Raw genomic sequence first — 22854 nt, 5'->3', positions numbered from 1 at the left:
GTCCGGTGCCGCATTGTTTTACCGATCATACAATGAAATCCCGGCCCGAAAACATTCCTGCCGAAAAAACCACTAGCATTGAAAGTAACTAAAGTACAAGCTTGTCGTTATAATCTCCGCATTCCTTCAACCCTGAAAGTCCGCTCATGAGCACCGTTGCAACGACCGATCTGTCCTGCCCGTCCATCGCCACCAGCAAAGGCGGCCCGACGCTGTCGCGCATCGTGGCCGGCATGTGGCGCATGAATGAATGGAAGCTGACGCCGCAGCAGCGCGTGACCTGGATAGAACAGGCGCTGGCGATGGGCGTGACCAGTTTCGACCACGCCGACATCTACGGCGGCTATGGCGTCGAAGCGGTGTTCGGCGAGGCGCTGGCGCTGCAGCCGTCGCTGCGCGCGCGCATGCAGATCGTCAGCAAGTGCGGCATCAAGCTGGTCAACGCGGCGCGCCCGGAGCATACGATCCAGCACTATGACACCAGCGCCAGCCACATCATCGCGTCGGCGGAAAACTCGCTGCGCCAGCTGGGCACCGACCACCTCGACCTGCTGCTGATCCACCGCCCGGATCCGCTGATGGACTTCGACGACATCGCCGGCGCCTTCCAGCGCCTGCGGCAGGACGGCAAGGTCAAGCATTTCGGCGTGTCAAATTTCAGCCGCCACCAGTTCGAGAGCCTGAACCGCCGCATCACGCTGGCCACCAACCAGGTCGAGTTCTCGCCGCTGAATGTGGCGCCGATGTTCGATGAAACCTTCGATGGCCTGCAAGACTTGGGCGTGGCGCCGATGATCTGGTCGCCGCTGGCCGGCGGCCGTTTGTTCAGCAGCGGCGATGCGGACGGCGCGCGCGTGCGCGCGGCGATCCAGAAGGTGGCCGACGAACTGCAGCGCCCGTTCGGCAGCGTGGTGTTCGCGTGGATTATGCAGCTGCCGAGCCGCCCTGTCCCGTTGACCGGTTCGGGCCGCATCGAGGCGGTGGCGGAAGCGGTGCAGGCGACCCAGTTCAGCTTGAGCCGCAGCCAGTGGTTCGAGATCCTGCGCGCGGCGCGCGGTCACGAAGTGGCGTAATGGAAGCTTAGTCCTTAGTCTTCATACACGGCTGGCGGGGCGACGCCCTTCCAGCCGCTTTTCCAGGCCAGGTTCAGCGCCAGCGTGCCGGCGATATAGACGGCGAAGAACAGCACGAAATAACTGGCCTGCAGCCACGCCAGCAATCCCAGGTTGACCAGCAGCGCGGCCAGCGCGCCCCAGCTTTTCTTTTGCTTGGAGCTGGGAAAGCGCACGGTCGACACCATCAGGCCGCCGACCACGAACAGCAGCAGCACGATCAGGCCGGCATGCAGCATCGACGCCGCCGGATCCGGCCACGCCACCACCACCGAAGCCACGCAGGCCGCGCCCGCCGTGATCGGCATGCCGACGAAGTAGCGCGGATCGGTGCGCCCCACCATGACATTGAAGCGCGCCAGCCGCAGCGCCCCGCAGGCGACAAAGAAGAAGCTGGCGATGCCGCCCATGCGCAGCAGCGTCGGATGGTCCACGCCCAGTTGCACGAAGCCGTAGCAGTACAACAGCAGCCCCGGCGCGCAGCCGAAGTTCATCACGTCGGCGATGGAGTCGAGCTGCATGCCGAATTCGGAAGCGGTGTTGGTGGCGCGCGCCACGAAGCCGTCGAGCGCGTCGAACACGCCGGCCAGCACCAGCAGGATGGCGGCCAGGCGGTAGTCCTGCGCCGAGCCGACCAACGCGTTATCGACCGAGATGACGATGCTGCCGAAACCGCAGGCGATCGACATCAGCGTGACCATGCTGGGCAAGGCGAATTTGGCGCGCTGCATGCGCTGTTGGTGTAAGGGCTTCAAATTGGACGCAATCAAAAAAGGCAAGCTTACCATTTTACCCCGCGTGGTTCGCATCTAACGAGTGCTGCCGATTTGAAATCCGTCCTAAAATCGGGGGCACTACACAGGAGTCCATCATGATGAAATGGCGACTACCGCTGGCCGCGCTGCTGGCAACGCTGCTGCTGGCCGCTTGCGGCGGAGGCGGCGGCAGCGACACCACCGCCGTGACCGGCCCGACCACCACGCCGTCGGCACCGATGCAGGAACCGGGCGCGCCCACGCTGACCGGCAACAACGCGCTCGACGGCTACAACTGGATCAACTATCGCCGCGCCCAGCTGGGGCTGTCGGTGCTGGTGCGCAACAGCAGGATCGATGCGGCCGCGCAGGGACATTCCGACTACCAGCGCACCAACAACACCATCACCCACGAGCAGACGCCCGGCCAGCCCGGCTTTACCGGCGTGACGCTGACCGACCGGCTCACCGCCGCGAACTATGCGCTGATCCGCCCCTATGCGCTCGGCGAGGTGATTTCCGCCACCTCCAACAGCACCGGCTTTTACCAGGCCGAGGAATTGATCGCCGCCATCTACCACCGCTTCGTGATCTTCGAGCCGATCTTCAAGGAAATCGGCGCCGGCGCGGCCACCACGTCCAACGGCTATACCTATTTCACCGCCGACTTCACCGTGGTCAACGGCTACAGCGGCCTGGGCGCCGGCCAGTTCGTCGTCTATCCGGTCAACAACCAGGTCAACGTGCCGACCAATTTTTTCAGCGACAGCGAATCGCCCGATCCGGTGCCGGGGCAGAACGAGGTCGGCTACCCGATCAGCGTACACGCCGACAACGGCGGCAGCGGCGTGACGGTGCAAAACTTTAGCGTGGCGCCGCGCGGCGGCAGCACGCTCGCCGTGCGCCTGCTCAGCAACGCCACCGACGGCGACACGGGCAGGAGCGGCGCCGCCATCGTGCCGCTGGCGCCGCTCAGGAACGCCACCATCTACGATGTCAGCTTCAGCGGCACGGTGTCCGGCATGGCCGTCACGCGCAACTGGTCGTTCACCACCAAATAAAGGCCTCCGTTGTTGCATGACGCCAACTACCAGCGGCGACGGGTCTGCTATCGTATCGGCATGACACTGACCATTCCCGACGGCGGCCATATCCTGCAGGTAGAAACCGGCTTGCAACAGCTGATGGGCGACCACGCCCTGTACCTGCAGATCCTGGGCCGCTTCCGCCAGCGCTATCCGGACAGCGCCGGACAGGCGCGCCAGGCGCTGGCCGCCGGCGAGGCCGGCCATGCGCAGCGCATCGTCCACACGCTCAAGGGTGCGGCCGGCATGATAGGCGCGCAGCAGGTGTACCTGCTGGCGACGGCACTGGAAGCGGCGTGCGCCGGTCCGCCCAGCGTGTATTCGGCGCCGCTGGCCCAGCTGGAGCAGGCGCTGCGCAACCTGATTCCCGTGATCGACGGCTTGCTGGAGGACGAACAGCAACAGGCGCTGGCCCATCTTGCGCAGACGCAGGCGCCGGCCTCGCCGGTGCCGGAAACGCGCATGCTGCTGCAGCACCTGGCGCGGCTGCTGGAAGAAGGCGACGGCGCGGCGATCGACGTGCTGGAGCAGTCGGCCACGGTGCTGGCGGCCAGTCTCGGGGTGGCGGTGTTTCAGGAGATGACGGAAGCGGCGCACCAGTTCGATTTTGAAACGGCGCTGGCCACGCTGCAGGCGGCGACCGCGTAACACCCCTTAGCGGGTGTATTCCTTTTCTTCATCGAAGGCGTCGGCGCATTCCTTGTCGCAAAAGCGGCGCACATTGTCGAGCGGCTTTTCGCAATACCAGCATGAACCCTTGGGCGGCAATGCCTGCCGGGCGCGCGCGGCGATGCCGGGCGCGGCGGCGGTGGCGGACGGCGGAACGCCGGCGCCGTCATCCGGTACGCTGTCTTGTGTCGGTTCCACGATCCCCTCCTTTCCAGGCAGTGCTCAGGTCAGTTGCAAGGTTACTTCAGCGGAATTGCCGCACGCATGAGAATTCTCAATACAGTGAGGTTTCCAGCGACGTTGCCTGAAACCGCACAATGATTTGCGACGATCAATAATAGCAGGTTCGGCGCGACGCCTACATCCGCCCCTCCGGCAAAAAATGCCCGTCTGGCGGCAGTTACGCCGCTCTCCCGAATGAGGAAATATTTTTTAATCAAAAAGCCGGGAATGATAGTGCGGTGCAAGTTGGTCAAACGCTTATAATCGTGTCACGATAATTTTTCCCTGCAGGAAAGCTCGCATGCAAGAAAACGCCCTCGCCCCTCAACTGCCTGCCACCAGCCACGCCCACTTGTCGGGCCGCGTGCTCGGACTGGCGAAGCTGGGCTTGATCGTACTCGATGCCAACCAGCGCATCGTCCTGTGGAACCAGTGGATGGCCAGCCACTCCGGCCTGTCCGCGCACCGCGTGCATACCAGCGAACTGTTCGACCTGTTCTCCGAGCTGCGCGGCCACCGGCTGGAGCAGGCGGTGCACAGCGCCATGCAAAGCAACCTGCCGCAGCAGCTGTCGCCGTCGCTGAACCCGTCCCCCTTCCCGCTGTATCCGACCGGCACCTGGGGTGGCGAGCGCATCGAGCAGGCGGTATCGGTGACGCCGTTCACCGAAGGCAAGGAGCGCTACTGCCTGATCGAAGTCAGCGACATCAGCACCACCGTGGGCCGCGAGCGCCAGCTGCGCGGCCAGGCCGAAGCGCTGCGCGCGCAATCGTATGTGGACGGCCTGACCGGCATCGCCAACCGCCGCCACTTCGACGTCGCGCTGGACCGGGAGCTGCGCCGGGCGATCCGCAACGACGGCCAGCTGTCGCTGCTGCTGATGGATATCGATTCGTTCAAGGCGTATAACGACCACTTCGGCCACCAGCAGGGCGACGCCTGCCTGATACACGTGGCGGAGGCCTTCGCCGCCGCGCTGCAGCGCCCGGCCGACCTCGCGGCGCGCTACGGCGGCGAAGAGTTTGCCGCCGTGCTGCCGGACACCGCGCAGGAGCAGGCGGCGCAGGTCGCCGAAACCATCCGCGCCAGGATCGCCTCGCTGGCCATCACCCACTCGCCGGCCGCCGCGCGCCCGCATGTGACGATGAGCATCGGCGTGGCCAGCTTCGACAAGGACCGCCTGTGCGACGCCGCCGCCATGCTGGCCGCCGCCGACAGTTGTTTGTATGCCGCAAAACACGCCGGTCGCGATTGCGTGATCGTCCATAAACCTGAAGAAAGCGTCAATGAAACTGCGTAATCTCGTCATCACTTTGGCGGCCGTGCTGGCCGTGCCTTCGGCCTTCGCCGCAACCGCCGCCTGCAAGGGCGCAGCGCCGTCGGGCGAACTGGCGGCGACGCGCATCGTCGCCGCCAACGCCACCAGCAAAGAGCCCGGCCTGTACGAAGGCCCGGTATGGATCAAGGACGCGCTGTACTTCTCGGACTTCACGTTCGGGCCTGGCTTCCCTTCGCGGATCCGTAAACTGGATGCAAGCGGAAACGTTACCACCGTGATCGAGGACAGCGGCAGCAACGGCCTGGCGGTGGATGCCGACGGCAACATCCTGGCGGCCACGCACAAGTACAAGAGCGTGTCGCGCTACACGCTGGACGGCAAGCGCAGCGACGTGGTCGGCAAGTACAACGGCAACGTGTTCAACTCGCCGAACGACATGGCGCTGGCCGCCGACGGCACGCTGTACTTCAGCGACCCGGACTTCCAGCGCACCGCCGCGCCGGGCGGGCAGGACAAGACCCGCGTGTACCGCGTGGCCAAGGACGGCGGCGTGACGGTGGTGGATGACACGCTGAAGAACCCAAACGGAGTGTCGTTGTCGCCGAAGGGCGATGTGCTGTATGTGAACGGCATGGTCGATGACCACGGCGTGCTGCGCGCCTACAAGATCGTCGGCGGCAAACCGCAAAAGGGGCACGACCTGGTGGCCAGGCTCGGCATCCCGGACGGCATGGCGGTCGATTGCCACGGCAATATCTACGTGACCGAGCACACCGACCAGCGCCTGCGGGTGTTCACGCCGGCCGGCAAGCAGATCGCCACCATCAAGGTGGACGCCAACGTCACCAACGCCGCGTTCGGCGGCACCGACGGCAAGACGCTGTACATCACCGGCGCCGGATCGGTCTGGAAGCTGGACCTGGACGTGACCGGTTCACCGTATTGATCGTCAGTGCAGCGCTTTCAGCTGCTTGATGATGTCCGACAGGCGGTATGGCTTGTTGATCACGCCATACTGCATCGCCCCCTCGCCATGCTTCTCGAGGGCGGAAGCGGCGTAGCCGGAGGTCAGCAGGATCTTGATGTCCGGCAGGTGGGCGGAGGCCTGCCTGGCCAGTTCGATGCCGCTCATGCCCGGCATCACGATGTCGCTGAATAAAATGGCGATGTCGGGATGGCGATGCATCAGGTCCAGCGCCTCCGTGCCATTGTTCGCCGGCAGTACCTCGTATCCGAGGCTGGTGAACAGGTGCACCGCCACTTCCAGCACTTCCGGCTGGTCATCGACGACCAGCACTTTCTCCATGGCGTCGGCGCCCGGGAGGGTGTCCTCGCCCAAGGCCATCGCCGGGAAATACAGGGAGATCTCGGTCCCCTCGCCCAGTGTCGACTGGATGCGCAGGTCGCCCTCGGCCTGCTGCGCCAAGCCGTAAGCCTGGCTGAGTCCCAATCCGGTGCCCTTGCCGACGTCCTTGGTGGTGAAGAACGGCTCGACCGCCCGCGTGATCACTTCCTCCGTCATGCCCTCGCCGGTATCGCGCACGCGCAGCCGCACATAGCTGCCGGGCGGACGCCCGCTATCCGGAATACCGTCGGCGACATCGACCGTGATGGTGATCGTGCCGTTGGTGCCTATCGCGTCGCGGGCATTGACGACCAGATTGAGCACGGCGGCCTCAAGCTGCGTGACGTCGGCCATGATGTCGGGCACGTTCGGCCCAAGGCGCAAGTCCAGTTGCATCGAGCTGGGTATCGCCCGGCGCAGCACCGCCTCGAACCCGGTCAGCGTGCGGTTCAGGTTCATCACGCTCGGCTTCAGCGGCTGCTGGCGCGCGAAGGCCAGCAGCTGTTGCGTCAGGTTGGCGCCGCGGTCGGCCGCGCGTTCCATGCCGGCGATCGCCCTGAGCTGGCTCTCGCGGTCGACGCCGAGGCGCAGCAGCTCGATGCCGTTGACGATCACGCTCAGCAGGTTATTGAAATCGTGGGCGATGCCGCCGGTCAGCTTGCCGATCGCCTCCAGCTTCTGCGACTGGTGCAAGGCGTCCCTGGCGCGCGCCAGCGTCTCCTCGGCGTTGCGCCGTTCGGTCACGTCGCGCGTCACCTTGGCATAGCCGATCAGTTCGCCCATCGAATCGTAGATCGGATCGATGACCACATGGGCCCAGAAACGCTCGCCGCCCTTGCGCAGGCGCCAACCCTCTCTTTCAAACCGCCCCGCCATGCGGGCGGTCTCCAGCGCCCGCATCGGCAGGCCGGCACGCTGGTCTTCCTCGGTATAGAAGCGCGAAAAATGCGAGCCGACCACTTCGTCCGCGGCATACCCCTTGATGCGCCGGGCGCCCTCGTTCCAGTTGGTCACCATGCCGTCCGTGGACAGCATATAGATCGCGTAGTCGGTGACGCCCTGCACCAGCAGGCGGAAGCGCTCCTCGCTGGCGTGCAATTCCTCCTGCGCCTTGCGGCGGTCGGTGATGTCGCGCGTGATCTTGGTAAAGCCCAGCAGCACGCCGTGCTCGTCGCGGATCGGGTCGATCAGGACGCTGGCCCAGAACCGGGTGCCATCCTTGCGCACGCGCCAGCCCTCGTCCTCGAACTTGCCCTCGTTGATCGCCGAATTCAGCGCGAACGCCGGGCGGCCGGCCGCGCGGTCCTCGTCGGTGTAGAAGCGGGAGAAATGTTCGCCGATGATTTCCTCGGGCGTATAGCCCTTGAAGCGCTGGGCGCCGGCGTTCCAGCTGGCGACGATGCCCTCGGCCGACAGCATGTAGATGGCGTAATCGGTGACGCTGGAAATGAACAGCCGCAGACGCTCGGCCTCAACGACAATATTCTGCTTGGGTTCGGTGATCATTGGGTTCGATTCTGCACAGCGTAGTGGACGCCAAAATAGCAGCCCATTGTACCGTCCGCAGAATCGAAACGAAGCCGCCCTCTGGACGTAAAGTGTGTCCAGGACAGGAAGGGGGGGGTATTTGCGAACAAAAAACGGGGTCAGGTCCAGAACGCGGACACGAGCTCAACTGCAAACGGCAGAGCTCGTGTCCGCGTTCTGGACCTGACCCCGGAGTTATTTGCCGATACAGAAGCGGCTGAAGATGACGCCCAGCAGGTCGTCGGAGGAAAAGGCGCCGGTGATGCTCGATAGTTGGACTTGCGCCAGGCGCAGTTCTTCGGCGAACAGGTCCAGCGACTGGTCGTTTTGCGCGGCGTGCTCGCCGGCGCGGGCGAGGTGGGCGCCGGCGTTCTTCAGCGCGATCAAATGGCGTTCGCGCGCCAGGTAGAGCGATTCGCCCGTCTGCTGCCAGCCGGCGATGCGCAGCAGTTCCGCGCGCAGCAGGTCGATGCCGATGTGCTCGTGCGCCGACAGGTAGACGTGCGTGGCGTCTTCCATCGCGTCCACCGCCGGCTTGTGGCCGGATAAGTCGATCTTGTTCCAGATGCGCAGCACCGGTACGCCGGCCGGGAAGGCGGCGACGATGTTTTCGTCGGCGCGCGACGGGCCGTGGTCGGCGTCCAGCAGGTGCAGGATGACGTCGGCCTTGCCGACCTCGCCCCAGGTACGTTCGATGCCGATGCGTTCGACCACGTCCACCGATTCGTCGGCCGCGCGGATACCGGCGGTGTCGATGATGTTGAGCGGTATGCCTTCGATCTGGATGGTCTCGGTGACCTTGTCGCGCGTGGTGCCGGCGATCGGCGTGACGATGGCGACGTCCGTGCCGGCGAGCGCGTTCAGCAGCGACGACTTGCCGACGTTGGGCTGTCCGACCAGCACCACGTTCAAGCCCTCGCGCAGCAGCGCGCCTTGCGCCGCCTGCCGGAACACTTGCTCCAGCGCGCTGACGATGCCGGCCAGCTGGCCGCGCGCGTCGGATTTCTCCAGGAAGTCGATCTCTTCTTCCGGGAAGTCCAGCGTGGCTTCGACCAGCATGCGCAGGCCCGTCACGCCGTCGACCAGATTGTTGACCGTCTTCGAGAACGCGCCCGACAGCGATTGCGACGCGGACTTGGCGGCCGCTTCGGTCGAGGCGTCGATCAGGTCGGCGACGGCTTCGGCTTGCGCCAGGTCGAGCTTGTCGTTGAGGTAGGCGCGGCGCGTGAATTCGCCCGGCTCGGCCAGGCGCAGGCCCATCCCGGCACCCGCTTCCAGCACGCGCGCCAGCAGCAGTTGCAGCACGATCGGGCCGCCGTGGCCCTGCAGTTCCAGCACGTCTTCCCCGGTGTACGAGTTCGGGCCCTTGAACCAGATGGCGATGCCCTGGTCGATGATGGCGCCGTCGGCCTGCTTGAACGGGATGTAGGTGGCGTGGCGCGGCTGCAATGCGGTGGCGCCGAACAAGGCGGCGATCAGCGGTTTCAGGTCTTTGCCGGAGGCGCGCACGACGCCGATGCCGCCGCGCCCAGGTGCTGTGGCGATGGCGGCGATAGGGGAAGAGTCGAGATTCATAGGGAGATTGTAGAGGATATAAAAAAAGCCCGCGATCAACACGGGCTTTTAAGCAACAACAGCGTGAGCCGTTTACGCCTTGGCAGGCTCAGCCACGGCGAATTTCTTCGAGATCACATACTGCTGAGCGATCGACAGCACGTTGTTCACTACCCAGTACAGCACCAGGCCGGACGGGAAGAAGAAGAACATGACCGAGAACGCCAGCGGCATGAACAACATCATCTTCGCTTGCATCGGATCGGCAGGCGCCGGGTTCAGCTTGGTGGTGATGTACATCGAGATCGCATACAGCACCGGCAGGATGCAGTAAGGGTCATGCTGGGCCAGGTCGGTGATCCAGCCGATCCACGGCGCGCCGCGGATTTCGACCGACGCTTGCAGCACCCAGTACAGGGCGATGAAGACCGGCATCTGCACCAGGATAGGCAGGCAGCCGCCCAGCGGGTTGATCTTCTCGGCCTTGTACAGTTCCATGGTGGCCTGGTTCATCTTGGCCGGATCGCCTTTATAGCGCTCGCGGATCGCCTGCATCTTCGGCGTGACCAGCTTGACCTTGGCCATGCTGCGGTAACCGGCGGCCGACAGCGGGAAGAACAGCAGCTTGATCAGGATGGTGAAGGCGATGATGGTCCAGCCCCAGTTGCCCAGCACCGAGTGGATCTTTTCCATCACCCAGAACATCGGCTTGGCGATCACGGTCAGCCAGTTGTAATCCTTGACCAGCTCCAGGCCCTTCGATACCGGCTCCAGCAGCTTCGATTCCTGCGGACCCGAATACAGCTTGGCGTCATTGCTGACGGTGGCGCCCGGCGCCAGCGTGCCCAGCGGCTGCTTGACGCCGATGCCGTACACGTTGGTGTCGATTTTTTCCGTGGTGATTTCACGTTCCAGCTTGTCCTGCGGCACGAAGGCCGAGACGAAGAAGTGCTGCGAAATCGCGATCCAGCCGTTGTCGGCCTTGGTCGCGTGTTCCTGCAGCATCGGCTTGCCGGTCTTGGCGGCCTGGACCGCTTCTTTTTCCAGCGTCTCGAATTTCAGCTTCTCGTAGTGCTTCTCTTCGGTGTACAGGGTCGGGCCGGTGTAGCTGCTGTTGAAGAACGAGTCGCCGGCCGGCTTGTTGCCGTCGTGCGCCAGGCGCAGGTACAGGGTCGGGCTGACCGGCGCCGTGCCGACGTTGGTCACGTCGTGGCGCACGTCGATCACGTAGTCGCCGCGCTTGAAGGTGAAGGTCTTGGTCAGCTTGACGCCGCCCTCTTCCGACTCCAGCACCAGCTGGATCTGGTTGCCGTCGTTCAGCATGCGCGGACCCGGCTTGGCGACGAAACCGCTGATGTGGTTAGGCAGGTTAGGCGCGCCGATCAGGCCGGTCTGGGCCAGATAGGTCTTGCCGGTGGCGGCGTCGACGTCGAACAGCACGACGTTCTTGTTGTTGTCGCCAGGCTTGCAGGATTCGAACAGGCCGAAGCAGCCGTTGAACCAGCCCGGATGGCCGTTTTCCTTGTACTTCAACAGCTCCAGGCGCTTGATCACGCCGCCCTGGGTATCGATATCGGCACGGATCACATCGGTCGTGATGGTGATGCGCTCGCTCTTGAACTGGCTGGCGGTCGCGTCGGCGGCTGCGGTGGCGGCGCCAGGCACGGCGGCGGCGCCTGCGGCGGCAGCGGCCGGCACATCGGATTTCTTGGTCTCAGGCGCCTTGGCCGTCGGCGCAGGCTGCGGAGCGAACATCGACGGATGCCCAGTCGAAACCTGCCAGTTGTTCCAAAGAACGAACAGCGACACGGCAAACACGATCCACAGGATGGTACGTTTATTGATATCCATTAGGTATTTATCAGGAGTGGTTGCAACCGCAAGCGGTCGTTGAAGAATTCGATTTGCCGGCCGGGGGCACCGGATCGACACCGCCGTCATTCCAGGGATGGCAACGGCACACGCGCTTGAGCGCCAGCAGGCTGCCCTTGGCGGCGCCGTGGACTTGCAACGCTTCCAGCGCGTAGTTCGAGCAGCTCGGGTAAAACCGGCAGCTCGGCGTCATCATCGGGCTGATCGCCAGTTGATAGAAACGCAACAGGAAGCGGAGAACTTTTTTCATGGCGCTGTATGTGGTGACGGCGCCGGCGAAGGCAAGGGCGCAGGCTGCCTCGGGTGCAGCTTGGCCGCCTTGGCCTGGGCGAACATGCGTGCCAGTTCCACCCGCAAGGCCGCTTTCAGCTTTGCAGTGGTGGCGGGTCCGTCCTTGCTGTTGACCGGCTTGGACAGGCGCACCAGGCAATCGATGGCCGGCAGGCCGGTCTGGCGGAACAGTTCGCGGGTGACGCGCTTGATCGTGTTGCGCGTCACGGCGCGCGGCGCAAAGCGCTTGGCCACCACGACGCCCAGCCGCGCATGCGGCAAGTCGTTCAGACGGGTGTAGAGCACGAAGTGCGCGCTTTTTTGCGTAGGGCGCAAACGAAAAACGGATGAAAATTCATCCGTTTTAACGATACGCCGAACGCGCGCGAAGTCGTGTGAACCTTCGCCTGTCGAGCCGCTTGAAATACAGCTTTCCACGCGATCAGCTAACAAGCAGTTGGCTTATACAGCCAGACGCTTGCGGCCTTTTGCGCGACGTGCGTTGAGCACATCACGGCCACCACGGGTAGCCATACGAGCGCGGAAGCCGTGGGTACGCTTGCGGCGTACGACGGAAGGTTGGTAAGTACGTTTCATGTTGGTCTCGCTTAAAGCAGAAAAAAATGCAAAATCGGGTTGTGGCCCCGTCAGTTTTTGGTGCCAATGACACTTCGCGCACCTATGCCAACGCTCCGGCACAAGCTGGGTCCATCTCATCGCCCGCTAAATCCACGCTTACTCCATATTGACGTCCATGTGAATAAACAAGGAATACGGGCGGGGAACCCTGAATTATCAGCATTTCGGTCCCGCTTGTCAACAACTGACTGCCCCCGCCCGCCGCCCGGGCCACGCCAAAAGTGAGAAAAATAAGCGTCGTGCCTGTGGATAACTTTGGCGGTCGAGAGTAGAATAGCGCGTTACGTGTGGAGAACCTCGAAGTTATCCCACCCTGATTAGCAGTAAGAACATAGATAAAGATTCATGGAAAATTTCTGGCAGACCTGCTCCGCACAGTTGGAGTTGGAACTGACGCCGCAACAATTCAGCGCGTGGATTAAACCGCTCATCCCCCTCGACTACGAGGCGGGCAAGTTGCGTGTGGCCGCCCCGAATCGCTTCAAGCTGGACTGGGTCAAGAGCCAGTTCGCCAGCCGCATCACCGCCCTGGCCTGCCAGTACTGGGAGGCGCCGACCGAAGTGCAGTTCGTGCTCGATCCGCGCATGTCGACGGCGGTCAAGGCCAAGGCCGTCGTGCCGGCGCCGGAATACAACGGCGGCGTGCCGGACATCAATGTGCGCGCCAACGACCCGGTGCCGTCGGTGCCCGAGCTGCCGGCCTCGGCCGCCCCGCGCCGCGAGCAGAGCCGCATCAACACCGACCTGACCTTCGACAGCTTCGTGACCGGTAAGGCCAACCAGCTGGCGCGCGCCGCCGCCATTCAAGTGGCCAACAACCCGGGCGTGTCGTACAACCCGCTGTTCTTCTACGGCGGCGTCGGCCTGGGTAAGACCCACTTGATCCACGCCATCGGCAACCAGGTGATGGCCGACCAGCCGGGCGCCAAGATCCGCTACATCCACGCCGAGCAGTACGTGCGCGACGTGGTGACGGCCTACCAGCGCAAGGGCTTCGACGATTTCAAGCACTACTATCACTCGCTCGACATGCTGCTGATCGATGATATTCAATTCTTTGGCGGCAAAAGCCGCACGCAGGAAGAGTTCTTCTATGCGTTCGAGGCCCTGATCGCCGCCAAGAAACAGATCATCATCACCTCGGATACCTATCCGAAGGAAATCACCGGCATGGACGACCGCCTGATCTCGCGCTTCGACTCCGGCCTGACGGTCGCCATCGAACCGCCCGAGCTGGAAATGCGCGTCGCGATTTTGCTGAAGAAAGCCAAGCAGGAAGGCGTGACCTTCTCGGACGACGTCGCCTTCTTCGTGGCCAAGCACCTGCGCTCCAACGTGCGCGAGCTGGAAGGCGCGCTGCGCAAGATCCTGGCGTACTCGCGCTTCCACGGCAAGGACATCACGATCGATATCGTGAAGGAAGCGCTGAAGGACTTGCTGTCGGTGCAGAACCGCCAGATTTCCGTGGAAAACATCCAGAAAACGGTGGCCGACTTCTTCAACATCAAGGTTGCCGACATGTACTCGAAGCGCCGTCCCGCGAACATCGCGCGGCCGCGCCAGATCGCCATGTACCTGGCCAAGGAATTGACGCAGAAGAGCCTGCCGGAGATCGGCGAGCTGTTCGGCGGACGCGACCACACGACCGTGCTGCACGCCGTGCGCAAGATCGCGCTGGACCGCACCAAGAACCCGGAATGCAACCACGAACTGCACGTGCTGGAACAGACGCTGAAGGGCTAGCCTGACGCATGGTTTGCCTTTATGATTCAGGCAACCATGCACGACTGCTCACAAGGCAAACTTGCTATAAAAATATCGTTTAATCCGTCTTAATCTTTACTATTGAGGACAATCTATGCAATTGGTCAAAACCACCCGAGATACCCTTCTCCGGCCACTGCAGATCGTGAGCGGTATTGTCGAGCGTCGGCACACTATGCCGATTCTGGCCAATATCCTCATCCGCAAAGAGGGCGAAAGCGTATCCTTCCTGTCGACCGACACTGAGGTCCAGATCACCACCAACGCCGAGATCGGCTCCGGCAGCGAAGTGACCGGCACCACCGTCGCCGCGCGCAAGCTGCTCGACATCCTGCGCGCGCTGCCGGAATCGGGCGACGTCACGATGACCCTGCTGAACAAGCGCCTGACGGTACAGACCGGCAAATCGCGCTTCGCGCTGCAAACGCTGGCCGCCGAAGAATTCCCGACCGTGCAGCAGGCCGAGACCTTCACCGCCAGCGTCACGCTGCCGCAAAAGACCCTGAAGCACCTGTTCAACATGGTGCACTTCTCGATGGCCCAGCAGGACATCCGCTACTACCTGAACGGCCTGCTGCTGGTCCTGGACGGCAAGAACGTGATCGCCGTAGCCACCGACGGCCACCGCCTGGCGTTCTGCCAGGTCGAGACCGAGCAATCGTTCGAGCGCCAGGAAGTCATCATCCCGCGCAAGACCATCATCGAACTGCAGCGCCTGCTGGAAGAAAACGACGAGACGGTCCAGCTGGACATCGCCGCCAACCAGGTCAAGCTGACCTTCGCCGACATCGAGCTGATCTCGAAGCTGGTCGAAGGCAAGTTCCCCGACTACACGCGCGTGATCCCTAAGGGTTACAAGAACGAATTCACGATCGGCCGCGATGAGCTGCTGCGTTCGCTGCAACGCGCCGCCATCATGACCAGCGACAAGTTCAAGGGCGTACGCTGCATCATCACCCCGGGCAGCATGAAGATCAGCTCGACCAACGCCGACCAGGAAGAAGCGGTCGAAGAACTGGAAATCGACTACGGCGGCGACAGCGTCGACATCGGCTTCAACGTGACCTACCTGTTGGATGTATTGAACAACCTGAAATGCGACCAGGTCAACGTCGCGCTCGGCGATTCGAACTCGTCGGCGCTGATCTCGATCCCGGACAATGCCGACTTCAAGTACGTCGTCATGCCGATGCGCATATAAAATCGTAACAGCAGCACCGTCGCCGTCATTCCCGCGCAAGCGGGAATCCATGCTGAGCGTCATAAGATACTCGACATGGATCCCCGCCTGCGCGGGGACGACGGGGAAGTTTCCCAGTAATTCGTCCCATTGAGAAAGCAGCACATGTCCGCCATCCCAGAAGAGAATCCAGTACCAGTACCGGCCAAAACCGAAGAATACGGCGCAGCATCCATTCAGATCCTCGAAGGCCTGGAAGCCGTCCGCAAGCGTCCCGGCATGTACATCGGCGACACCTCCGACGGCACCGGCCTGCATCACTTGGTGTTCGAAGTGCTGGACAACTCGATCGACGAATCGCTGGCCGGCCACTGCACGGAAATCCACGTCACGATCCACTCGGACAACTCGATCTCGATCACCGACAACGGCCGCGGCGTGCCGACCGGCCTGAAGATGGACGACAAGCACGATCCGAAGCGCTCCGCCGCCGAGATCGTCATGACCGAACTGCACGCCGGCGGCAAGTTCGACCAGAACTCGTACAAGGTCTCGGGCGGCCTGCACGGCGTGGGCGTCTCGTGCGTCAACGCGCTGTCCAAGCTGCTCAAGCTGACCATCCGCCGCGACGGCAAAGTGCACTACATGGAATTCGTGCGCGGCGTGCCGCAGAACCGCGAACTGGAAGAGAAGGACGGCTTCGCCGTCTCGCCGATCAAGGTCATCGGCGAAACCGACAAGCGCGGCACCGACGTCCACTTCTGGGCCGACGAAGAAATCTTCACGCACGTCGAATTCCACTACGAAATCCTGGCCAAGCGCATCCGCGAACTGTCGTTCCTGAATAACGGCGTCAACATCAAGCTGACCGACCAGCGCAACGGCAAGGAAGAGATCTTCGCGTTCGAAGGCGGCACCCGCGGCTTCGTCGAATACATCAACAAAGCCAAGACCGTGCTGCACCCGACCGTGTTCCAGGCCACCGGCGAACGCCTGTCGGACCAGGGCACCAACATCTCGGTCGACGTCTCGATGCAATGGAACGACGCCTACAACGAGCAGGTGCTGTGCTTCACCAACAACATCCCGCAGCGCGACGGCGGCACCCACCTGACCGGCCTGCGCGCCGCGATGACCCGCGTCATCAACAAATACATCGACGAGCAGGAATTCGCCAAGAAAGCCAAGGTTGAAATCTCCGGCGACGACATGCGCGAAGGCCTGACCTGCGTGCTGTCGGTCAAGGTGCCGGAGCCGAAGTTCTCGTCGCAGACCAAGGACAAGCTGGTCTCGTCGGAAGTGCGCGGCCCGGTCGAAGAGATCGTCGCCAAGACGCTGTCGGACTACCTGCAGGAAAAACCGAACGACGCCAAGATCATCTGCGGCAAGATCGTCGAAGCGGCGCGCGCGCGCGAAGCGGCCCGCAAGGCCCGCGACCTGACCCGCCGCAAAGGCGTCATGGACGGCCTGGGCCTGTCGGCCAAGCTGGCCGACTGCCAGGAAAAAGACCCGGCGCTGTGCGAACTGTACATCGTCGAGGGTGACTCCGCAGGCGGCTCCGCCAAGCAGGGCCGCGACCGCAAGTTCCAGGCCATCCTGCCGCTGCGCGGCAAGGTGCTGAACGTGGAAAAGGCGCGCTTCGAAAAGATGCTGTCGTCGGAACAGATCACCACGCTGATCGCCACGCTGGGCACCTCGATCGGCCCGGACGAATTCAACGTCGAAAAGCTGCGCTACCACCGCATCATCATCATGACCGATGCGGACGTCGACGGCGCCCACATCCGCACGCTGCTGCTGACGCTGTTCTACCGCCAGATGCCACAGCTGGTCGAGCGCGGCCACATCTACATCGCGCAACCGCCGCTGTACAAGGTCAAGGCCGGCCGCGACGAGCGCTACCTGAAGGATGACGCGGAAGAAGCCAGCTACATGATGAACGTGGCGCTCAACACCGCCGCGCTGATGCCGCGCGAAGGCGCCGATCCGATCGTCGGCGAGCCGCTGGGCGAACTGGTACGCCAGTTCAACCTGGCCAACGTCATCATGACGCGCCTGACGCGCGTGATCGACCGCGCCGCGCTGACCGCCATCATGACCGGCGTGACCCTGAACCTGGACACGCAAGAGCAGGCCGAGGCATCGGCCCGCGCGCTGGTGGCCGAGATCAACGACATCGCGGTCAAGGTCACGGTGATTTCGGACGAGCTGTCCGAGAAGCACGCGCTGCGCATCGAGCGTATGCACCACGGCAACATCAAGGTCAGCGCGATCGACGCCGACTTCGTGCAGGGCGCGGACTACAACGTCCTGGCCAGCGCGGCAGCCACGTTCAAGGGTCTGATCGGCGAAGGCGCGTACGTGCGCCGCGGCGAAGGCGATCGTACCAAGGAATCGGCCGTGGTCGACTTCCACCAGGCGATGCAGTGGCTGCGTGATGAGGCGGAGCGTGTGGTATCCAAGCAGCGCTACAAAGGTCTGGGCGAGATGAATCCGGAGCAGCTGTGGGAAACCACCATGGATCCGACCGTGCGCCGCTTGCTGAAGGTGCAGATCGAGGACGCGATTGCTGCGGATCAGATCTTTACGACGCTGATGGGTGATGATGTGGAGCCTCGCCGAGCGTTCATTGAGAACAACGCGCTGCGTGCTGGCAACATCGACGTTTGAGTTTACAGTGTCTGTCGATACCGCAAAGAAAACTGTGACAGATTGGTAAGGAAATTGTCCAAGTAATGAAAAAAAGGCTCCTAGGAGCCTTTTTTTTCATTCGGTTAAAGCAAGAACAACTTAAGATCTTTCGCCAGCTCGACACTCCAGTGAGTGCAATCAGAACCCAACCTGTTGATTTGCACCGAAAATTGACCCACTTTCCCCAGTAATTTGCAACTGAATCTGACCCACGTGAAGAGCACAATTCGACCTGTCTCATCGGCAGGAGAACGGAGTGATCAACGTGGCGTTACTAGGCATAATTCGACGCTGGCACATTCGTGACCAGATTCCCCTACGGGAGATTGCCAGAAGGCTGGGCATCTCACGTAACACCGTCCGGCGCTACTTGCGTTCGGAGACCACCGAGCCTAGCTATGCGGAACGCCGTATAGCGAGCGGGCTGGATAAATATTCCGTGCAGTTATCAGGATGGCTCAAGGCCGAGACGGGCAAGCCGCGTAAGCAGCGCCGTAGTTTGAAACAGATCCACGCGGACCTGAAGGAGCTGGGATATGAAGGATCCTACGATCGCGTGGCAGCGTTTGCCAGGCAGTGGAAGGCGGGTCAAACTGAGTGGGTCAATTCATCGAGCAAACGAACAGATATCGCAGCCATTGCTACCGTCAGGTCCCCGGTGCGCGTAGCTAATGATACGCTTCCGGACTTCCGCGCGGACCGTGACTGGGTCTGTACCACTCGACCTCGTACTCGCCCCGGTAGGTGAAAGAAGCGCTCATGCAGCCCGAAGATTCCTTCATGCGCGACACAACGATTCAACGTTTTGAATTCACCTATGAGCTGGCGTGGAAGGCACTCAAGCTTTGGCTGGAGACCAAGGACATCACAGTCCTGAACGCACTCTGAATGCGGCGCTTGAACAAGGCCTGCTGGCCGATGGCAATGTCTGGAGCCAGTTACACCGGATGCGCAATCTCACCAGTCACACTTACGATGAAGCCAAAGCGGTGCAGGTTTATCGCTTTATCAAAAACAACGGGATCCAATTATTCCGTGCACTGGCGGAAAAGGCACACATATGGGAGCTTTAGCCAAGAATACATTGACGTTCGGCCTGAGCGCGGAGATTCTGAATGATCTGCGTGAGGTATTTTCGCAGTTTGCCGACATCGATCGTGTGCTGATCTACGGTTCGCGTGCACACGGGGACTTCCGCCCTGGCTCGGATATCGATTTGGCAGTACTGGCTCCGATGATGGAGACGCACGAGTTTTCAAAGCTATGGATGGCGCTCGACGATTTGCCCATCATCTTCAGATTGGACGTGTCGCTGCATCACGAAGTCGCCGACCAGCAGTTGAAGCACAACATGCTGGCTGATGGGATTACGCTGTACCAGGCTGCAACAAACTCCTCTACTTCACCGCCGCCTTCACAGGTGTGAAGGTTAGATCCTTGAAGTCATAGCTGAAGTCCGTCTCGGTCGAAATCGGCGCCATCTTCATGCGCTCGATGCTGCCGTCGGGATTGAGCGCAAAGCTGACGTAGGCGTCGGCGTTGAAGTTGCGCTCCTTCCAGCGGACGATGAAGGTGTCGTGCTGGAAGTGCTCCAGCTCTCCCGTCAGGTCCGACGTGCGCGTGAAGCGCATGATGCGCTTCTTGCCTTCCGCGCGGATCGTGACCTTGCCGTACCACGCGTCCTCATACTCGCCGTCGTAGGCCGCCAGCGGCAGCGATGGCGAAGATTTGGCGGCGCGCGCCGCTACCTCTTTGCCCTGCCGCTCCAGCTCTTCCTTGTGCGCCGCCGCTTCCTGGTCGGCGTACAGCTTGATCCAGTCGCGCGGCGCCACGCTCAGGTACTGATCCAGGATGCGGTAGTAGATCGACGCCATCGCCGGGCTGTTCTCGGCGTTGGTGAGGATGGCGATGCCGAGCTTCTCTTCCGGCACCATCAGCACCGTCGAGTAGAAGCCCTGCAGCGCGCCGCCGTGCATGGCGATCTTGCGGCCTTTGTAGTCGCGCAGGTTGAAGCCGAGGCCATAGGCGTAGAAGTTCGGCTTGGTCGCTTCCAGGCCCGGCTTCGGTTCGCGGATACGCATCGGCGTCTGCTCGGTCCACAGTTCCGCCGCCTGCTTGGCGCTGATCAGCTGTGTGCCGTTTTCCATCTTGCCCTGGTTGAGCAGCACGTTCATCCAGCGCGCGATGTCTTCGGCGTTGGTGTTGATGCCGACCGCGCCGACCGCGTTCGGTACCGGCATCGGCTTGACCACGGCGGCCTTGTCGTTGATCTTGCTGTGCGGTGCGGAGTAGTCGTCCGTGGCCAGCATGTCGGCGACGCTGGTCTTGGTGCCGCTCATGCCCAGCGGCGCGAGGATGCGGTCGTGGATGGCCGCGCCCCATGGCTTGCCGGTCTTCTCGGCGATGATCTTGCCGGCGACGATGTAGAGCAGGTTGTCGTACGCGTAGCTGGCGCGGAAGCTGGTGGCCGGCTTGACGTGGCGCAGTTGGGTGATGATTTCGTCGGTGCTGAAGTTGGTGCTCGGCCACCACAGCAGGTCGCCCGCGCCCAGGCCAAGGCCGCTGCGGTGCGTGAGCAGGTCGCGTACGGTCATGGCGCCGGTGACGTAGGAGTCGTGCATCTGGAAGCCCGGCAGGTGCTTGGTGACCGGATCGTCCCAGGCGATCTTGCCTTCGTCGACCAGCATCGCCAGCGCGGCGGCCGTGAAGGCCTTGGAATTGGAGGCGACTTCAAACAGCGTCTTGCCGTCGACCGGTTTCGGGTCGCCCAGCTTGCACACGCCGTAGCCCTTGGCGACGACGACCTTGCCGTCCTTGACGATGGCGATGGCGATGCCGGGCACGTCGAAGGCCTTCAGGACGCGGTTGACGTCGGCGTCCAGGTTAAACGCGGGGGCGGCGGAGGCTGGCGAGATGACGGCGACAGGGGCGGCGGCAGGTGCTGCAATGGTTGCGCCGACCTCCGTGCCGATGAAGGCCAGCGCCAGCGCGGCCGATACAAAAGTGCGGGAAAATGTCATTATTTTTTAAACTGTTTGTCGACCGATGCCTGCGTTACAGGGTGATAGTGCGTGCGCGCCTTGGCATAGACGGCTTTGGCCCAGTCCTTGTCGGCCGGGTTCTTCAGCAGCGCGGTGTACAGCGGCACGACGAACTTCTGGCGGCCTACGCTCATCAGGAAGGTGTTGAGCGGTTCGCGCACGTTGTAGCCTGCCTTGACGGCGCCCAGGTAGAAGCGGAACGCGATTTCGTTGTTGCCGCTCTTGGCCAGGCCGAATGCCTGGTCCAGCTCCGCCATCTGCGTGGCGTTGGCCTTGCCGTCGATGTCGTTCAGGAAGTGCATCCACTCCAGTGCGATCCAGTTCTTGCCGTTCAGACCAGCGGTCGGCAGCTCGCCCTTGAGCCATGCGGTGCGCTGCTCGTCCAGCGCGGCCAGGCGCGGCGAGGCCGCGTGCTTGGCGGTGGCTGGAATGCCAGGACCGTACAGCCATTCTTCCAGCTCGGCCGGCGCCATGTATTCAGGATGCGCGTCCAGCAGGTTCTTTTTCAGGTAGTCGACGAATTCGTCGGTGGTGGCCGACTTGAAGGCGTGCGAGTCGAACCAGCCGCGCAGGAACGGATCGAACACTTCGCGTCCGGCGCGCTGCTCCAGCGTGCGCAGCAACCATGCGCCCTTCGGATAAATCAGGCCGCCGTCGGAGTAGGCTTTCGGATCGTTGTCCGCGCCGCGCGTGGCCAGTACCTGCTTGGCCGGCGGGATGGCGGGCAGCGACGCCATCGCTTCTTCCTGCTCCACTTGCAGGTTCATCTCGGCGACTTCTTCGCCGTACAGCTTCTCGACGATGCGGGTGGTGACGTAGGTGGTGAAGCCTTCGTTGAGCCACATGTGCTTCCACGAGGCGTTGGTCACCAGGTTGCCGGACCACGAGTGCGCCAGTTCATGCGCGATCAGGTCGACCAGGCTCTTGTCGCCGGCGATCATGGTCGGCGTGAGGAAGGTCAGGCGCGGGTTCTCCATGCCGCCGAACGGGAACGACGGCGGCAGCACGATCATGTCGTATCGGTCCCAGCGATACGGGCCGTACAGGCTTTCCGCTGCAGAGATCATTTTTTCGGTGTCGGACAGTTCGTTGGCGGCGGCTTCGATGCGCGCGGGTTCGGCGTAGACGGAGGAGCGCGGGCCGAGGTTGCGCACTTCGATCTCGCCGATGGCGATCGCCAGCAGGTACGATGGAATCGGCTGCGCCATCTTGAATTTCCAGCCGCCGGCACCGGTGGCGTTCTGGTCGTTCTCGGCGCTCATCACCACGCGCAGGCCGGCCGGCGCGTCGATGCGGGCGCTGTAGGTGAAGCGCACGGCGGGCGTGTCCTGCACCGGCGCCCACGAGCGGGCGTGGATGTCTTCCGACTGGCTGAACATGAACGGCCGCTTGCCGGACATGGTCTGCTCCGGCGACATCCATTGCAGCGCGGCGGCGGACGGCGCGGTGCGGTAGTACACGCGCACCTTCTGCGGCTGGAACGGCAGGGCGATGCGCAGCGCGCGGCCCTTTTCCACATCCAGCTTGTCGAGCATGAAGGAGGCGGCGACCCAGCGGCCGGCGGGGTTCTGCACCTGCACCTTGGAGATGCTCAGCTCATTCGTGTCCAGCACCAGCGTGCGGGCCGACTTGTCGATCCAGTTCAGCGTCAGTTCGGCGTAGCCGCCCAGGGTCTTGTGGCCGAAGTCGGCCTTCAGGTCCAGATACAGGTCGCTGGTGCGCACCTGGTCGTAGCGGGCGTAGCTCAACGGGTCGGCGTGGGCGGCAAGCGACATCAGTGCGGATAGCACGAGCGCGGACATGGTCTTCTTGATAGGCATGGTGATCTTTTCTATGAATTGCACAGGCG

Annotated in this window: 21 protein-coding genes and 1 pseudogene; 11 read left to right on the top strand and 11 right to left on the bottom strand. The window is 62.7% G+C overall.

Annotation, left to right across the window (positions count from 1 at the left end):
- Positions 1 to 146 precede the first annotated feature (146 nt).
- Positions 147 to 1073: an aldo/keto reductase gene (locus tag ACEN9F_RS20700; RefSeq protein ID WP_413422870.1), complete on the top strand. Its 927-nt coding sequence runs from the start codon at positions 147 to 149 to the stop codon at positions 1071 to 1073.
- A gap of 14 nt (positions 1074 to 1087) precedes the next feature.
- On the opposite strand, the gene pssA is transcribed toward ACEN9F_RS20700, so the two are convergent.
- The gene (gene pssA / locus ACEN9F_RS20695) at positions 1088 to 1843 is read right to left on the bottom strand and encodes a CDP-diacylglycerol--serine O-phosphatidyltransferase (protein ID WP_413422868.1); all 756 of its coding nucleotides are present in this window, start codon (positions 1841 to 1843) and stop codon (positions 1088 to 1090) included.
- Positions 1844 to 1983: 140 nt separating this feature from the next.
- On the opposite strand from pssA, the gene ACEN9F_RS20690 reads away from it, so the two are divergent.
- Complete coding sequence (locus tag ACEN9F_RS20690; RefSeq protein ID WP_413422866.1) at positions 1984 to 2928, top strand: CAP domain-containing protein; 945 nt, start codon at positions 1984 to 1986, stop codon at positions 2926 to 2928.
- 60 nt (positions 2929 to 2988) lie between these two features.
- Positions 2989 to 3600 carry an Hpt domain-containing protein gene (locus ACEN9F_RS20685; protein ID WP_413422864.1) on the top strand — a complete coding sequence of 204 codons (612 nt, stop codon included), beginning with the start codon at positions 2989 to 2991 and terminating at the stop codon, positions 3598 to 3600.
- 6 nt (positions 3601 to 3606) lie between these two features.
- Here ACEN9F_RS20685 and ACEN9F_RS20680 read toward each other — a convergent pair whose 3' ends face one another.
- A complete protein-coding gene (locus ACEN9F_RS20680; protein ID WP_413422862.1) occupies positions 3607 to 3819 on the bottom strand; it encodes a hypothetical protein in 213 nt (70 codons plus the stop codon).
- A 41-nt stretch (positions 3820 to 3860) separates the two neighbouring features.
- Positions 3861 to 4097 (bottom strand): hypothetical protein, encoded by a 237-nt coding sequence (locus tag ACEN9F_RS20675; protein WP_413422860.1) that lies wholly within the window; start codon positions 4095 to 4097, stop codon positions 3861 to 3863.
- Positions 4098 to 4144: 47 nt separating this feature from the next.
- Between ACEN9F_RS20675 and ACEN9F_RS20670 the strand changes: the two genes are divergently transcribed.
- Positions 4145 to 5143, top strand: coding sequence for a diguanylate cyclase domain-containing protein (locus ACEN9F_RS20670; protein WP_413422858.1), 999 nt, complete (start codon positions 4145 to 4147; stop codon positions 5141 to 5143).
- Positions 5130 to 6068, top strand: coding sequence for an SMP-30/gluconolactonase/LRE family protein (locus ACEN9F_RS20665; RefSeq protein ID WP_413422855.1), 939 nt, complete (start codon positions 5130 to 5132; stop codon positions 6066 to 6068). Before ACEN9F_RS20670 ends, ACEN9F_RS20665 begins: the two co-directional genes overlap by 14 nt.
- A 3-nt stretch (positions 6069 to 6071) precedes the next feature.
- Here the strand turns inward: ACEN9F_RS20665 and ACEN9F_RS20660 are convergent, their stop codons facing one another.
- The 6 genes from ACEN9F_RS20660 to rpmH form a co-directional block, all read right to left on the bottom strand.
- On the bottom strand, positions 6072 to 7973 hold the full coding sequence (locus ACEN9F_RS20660; RefSeq protein ID WP_413422853.1) for a PAS domain S-box protein: 1902 nt from the start codon (positions 7971 to 7973) through the stop codon (positions 6072 to 6074).
- 216 nt (positions 7974 to 8189) lie between these two features.
- Complete coding sequence (gene mnmE / locus ACEN9F_RS20655; RefSeq protein WP_413422852.1) at positions 8190 to 9569, bottom strand: tRNA uridine-5-carboxymethylaminomethyl(34) synthesis GTPase MnmE; 1380 nt, start codon at positions 9567 to 9569, stop codon at positions 8190 to 8192.
- A 72-nt stretch (positions 9570 to 9641) separates the two neighbouring features.
- On the bottom strand, positions 9642 to 11399 hold the full coding sequence (gene yidC, locus ACEN9F_RS20650) for a membrane protein insertase YidC (RefSeq protein ID WP_413422850.1): 1758 nt from the start codon (positions 11397 to 11399) through the stop codon (positions 9642 to 9644).
- Positions 11400 to 11409: 10 nt separating this feature from the next.
- The gene (gene yidD / locus ACEN9F_RS20645; RefSeq protein ID WP_413422848.1) at positions 11410 to 11670 is read right to left on the bottom strand and encodes a membrane protein insertion efficiency factor YidD; all 261 of its coding nucleotides are present in this window, start codon (positions 11668 to 11670) and stop codon (positions 11410 to 11412) included.
- A complete protein-coding gene (gene rnpA, locus ACEN9F_RS20640) occupies positions 11667 to 12116 on the bottom strand; it encodes a ribonuclease P protein component (protein ID WP_413427123.1) in 450 nt (149 codons plus the stop codon). The genes yidD and rnpA overlap by 4 nt, the downstream gene beginning before the upstream one ends.
- Before the next feature lie 36 nt (positions 12117 to 12152).
- Complete coding sequence (rpmH, locus tag ACEN9F_RS20635) at positions 12153 to 12287, bottom strand: 50S ribosomal protein L34 (protein ID WP_010401996.1); 135 nt, start codon at positions 12285 to 12287, stop codon at positions 12153 to 12155.
- 387 nt (positions 12288 to 12674) lie between these two features.
- Between rpmH and dnaA the strand changes: the two genes are divergently transcribed.
- The 6 genes and pseudogenes from dnaA to ACEN9F_RS20605 all read left to right on the top strand — a co-directional run bounded on the left by dnaA (position 12675) and on the right by ACEN9F_RS20605 (position 19390).
- Positions 12675 to 14072: a chromosomal replication initiator protein DnaA gene (gene dnaA, locus ACEN9F_RS20630; protein ID WP_413422844.1), complete on the top strand. Its 1398-nt coding sequence runs from the start codon at positions 12675 to 12677 to the stop codon at positions 14070 to 14072.
- Positions 14073 to 14187: 115 nt separating this feature from the next.
- Positions 14188 to 15294 (top strand): DNA polymerase III subunit beta, encoded by a 1107-nt coding sequence (gene dnaN, locus ACEN9F_RS20625; RefSeq protein WP_413422842.1) that lies wholly within the window; start codon positions 14188 to 14190, stop codon positions 15292 to 15294.
- 144 nt (positions 15295 to 15438) lie between these two features.
- Positions 15439 to 17943: a DNA topoisomerase (ATP-hydrolyzing) subunit B gene (gene gyrB, locus ACEN9F_RS20620; protein WP_413422840.1), complete on the top strand. Its 2505-nt coding sequence runs from the start codon at positions 15439 to 15441 to the stop codon at positions 17941 to 17943.
- A gap of 277 nt (positions 17944 to 18220) precedes the next feature.
- Positions 18221 to 18712: a helix-turn-helix domain-containing protein gene (locus ACEN9F_RS20615; RefSeq protein WP_413422838.1), complete on the top strand. Its 492-nt coding sequence runs from the start codon at positions 18221 to 18223 to the stop codon at positions 18710 to 18712.
- A gap of 11 nt (positions 18713 to 18723) precedes the next feature.
- Positions 18724 to 19037 (top strand): annotated as a pseudogene (locus ACEN9F_RS20610) (HI0074 family nucleotidyltransferase substrate-binding subunit).
- Complete coding sequence (locus ACEN9F_RS20605) at positions 19025 to 19390, top strand: nucleotidyltransferase domain-containing protein (RefSeq protein ID WP_413422836.1); 366 nt, start codon at positions 19025 to 19027, stop codon at positions 19388 to 19390. Before ACEN9F_RS20610 ends, ACEN9F_RS20605 begins: the two are co-directional and overlap by 13 nt.
- Here ACEN9F_RS20605 and ACEN9F_RS20600 read toward each other — a convergent pair.
- Together ACEN9F_RS20600 and ACEN9F_RS20595 are read right to left on the bottom strand one after the other, a co-directional pair.
- Positions 19362 to 20984, bottom strand: coding sequence for a serine hydrolase (locus ACEN9F_RS20600; RefSeq protein ID WP_413422835.1), 1623 nt, complete (start codon positions 20982 to 20984; stop codon positions 19362 to 19364). The genes ACEN9F_RS20605 and ACEN9F_RS20600 overlap by 29 nt on opposite strands.
- Positions 20984 to 22825, bottom strand: a complete 1842-nt coding sequence (locus tag ACEN9F_RS20595) for a M1 family metallopeptidase (RefSeq protein ID WP_413422833.1) — start codon at positions 22823 to 22825, stop codon at positions 20984 to 20986. Before ACEN9F_RS20595 ends, ACEN9F_RS20600 begins: the two co-directional genes overlap by 1 nt.
- Positions 22826 to 22854: the final 29 nt, after the last annotated feature.

The organism is Duganella sp. CT11-25 (assembly GCF_047302815.1).
In the GTDB taxonomy this organism is placed as follows: Bacteria; Pseudomonadota; Gammaproteobacteria; order Burkholderiales; family Burkholderiaceae_D; genus Rugamonas.
This window is presented reverse-complemented; position numbering and strand designations above follow the sequence as displayed.

Bases quoted from the DNA above. Each gene is read 5' to 3' on its own strand.
- mnmE (WP_413422852.1), bottom strand. From the start codon at position 9,569: ATGAATCTCGACTCTTCCCCTATCGCCGCCATCGCCACAGCACCTGGG.
- gyrB (WP_413422840.1), top strand. From the start codon at position 15,439: ATGTCCGCCATCCCAGAAGAGAATCCAGTACCAGTACCGGCCAAAACC.
- ACEN9F_RS20600 (WP_413422835.1), bottom strand. From the start codon at position 20,984: ATGACATTTTCCCGCACTTTTGTATCGGCCGCGCTGGCGCTGGCCTTC.
- ACEN9F_RS20595 (WP_413422833.1), bottom strand. From the start codon at position 22,825: ATGCCTATCAAGAAGACCATGTCCGCGCTCGTGCTATCCGCACTGATG.
- ACEN9F_RS20665 (WP_413422855.1), top strand. From the start codon at position 5,130: ATGAAACTGCGTAATCTCGTCATCACTTTGGCGGCCGTGCTGGCCGTG.
- ACEN9F_RS20605 (WP_413422836.1), top strand. From the start codon at position 19,025: ATGGGAGCTTTAGCCAAGAATACATTGACGTTCGGCCTGAGCGCGGAG.
- ACEN9F_RS20700 (WP_413422870.1), top strand. From the start codon at position 147: ATGAGCACCGTTGCAACGACCGATCTGTCCTGCCCGTCCATCGCCACC.
- ACEN9F_RS20690 (WP_413422866.1), top strand. From the start codon at position 1,984: ATGATGAAATGGCGACTACCGCTGGCCGCGCTGCTGGCAACGCTGCTG.
- yidC (WP_413422850.1), bottom strand. From the start codon at position 11,399: ATGGATATCAATAAACGTACCATCCTGTGGATCGTGTTTGCCGTGTCG.
- dnaA (WP_413422844.1), top strand. From the start codon at position 12,675: ATGGAAAATTTCTGGCAGACCTGCTCCGCACAGTTGGAGTTGGAACTG.
- ACEN9F_RS20685 (WP_413422864.1), top strand. From the start codon at position 2,989: ATGACACTGACCATTCCCGACGGCGGCCATATCCTGCAGGTAGAAACC.
- rpmH (WP_010401996.1), bottom strand. From the start codon at position 12,287: ATGAAACGTACTTACCAACCTTCCGTCGTACGCCGCAAGCGTACCCAC.
- dnaN (WP_413422842.1), top strand. From the start codon at position 14,188: ATGCAATTGGTCAAAACCACCCGAGATACCCTTCTCCGGCCACTGCAG.
- ACEN9F_RS20670 (WP_413422858.1), top strand. From the start codon at position 4,145: ATGCAAGAAAACGCCCTCGCCCCTCAACTGCCTGCCACCAGCCACGCC.
- pssA (WP_413422868.1), bottom strand. From the start codon at position 1,843: ATGCAGCGCGCCAAATTCGCCTTGCCCAGCATGGTCACGCTGATGTCG.
- ACEN9F_RS20660 (WP_413422853.1), bottom strand. From the start codon at position 7,973: ATGATCACCGAACCCAAGCAGAATATTGTCGTTGAGGCCGAGCGTCTG.
- yidD (WP_413422848.1), bottom strand. From the start codon at position 11,670: ATGAAAAAAGTTCTCCGCTTCCTGTTGCGTTTCTATCAACTGGCGATC.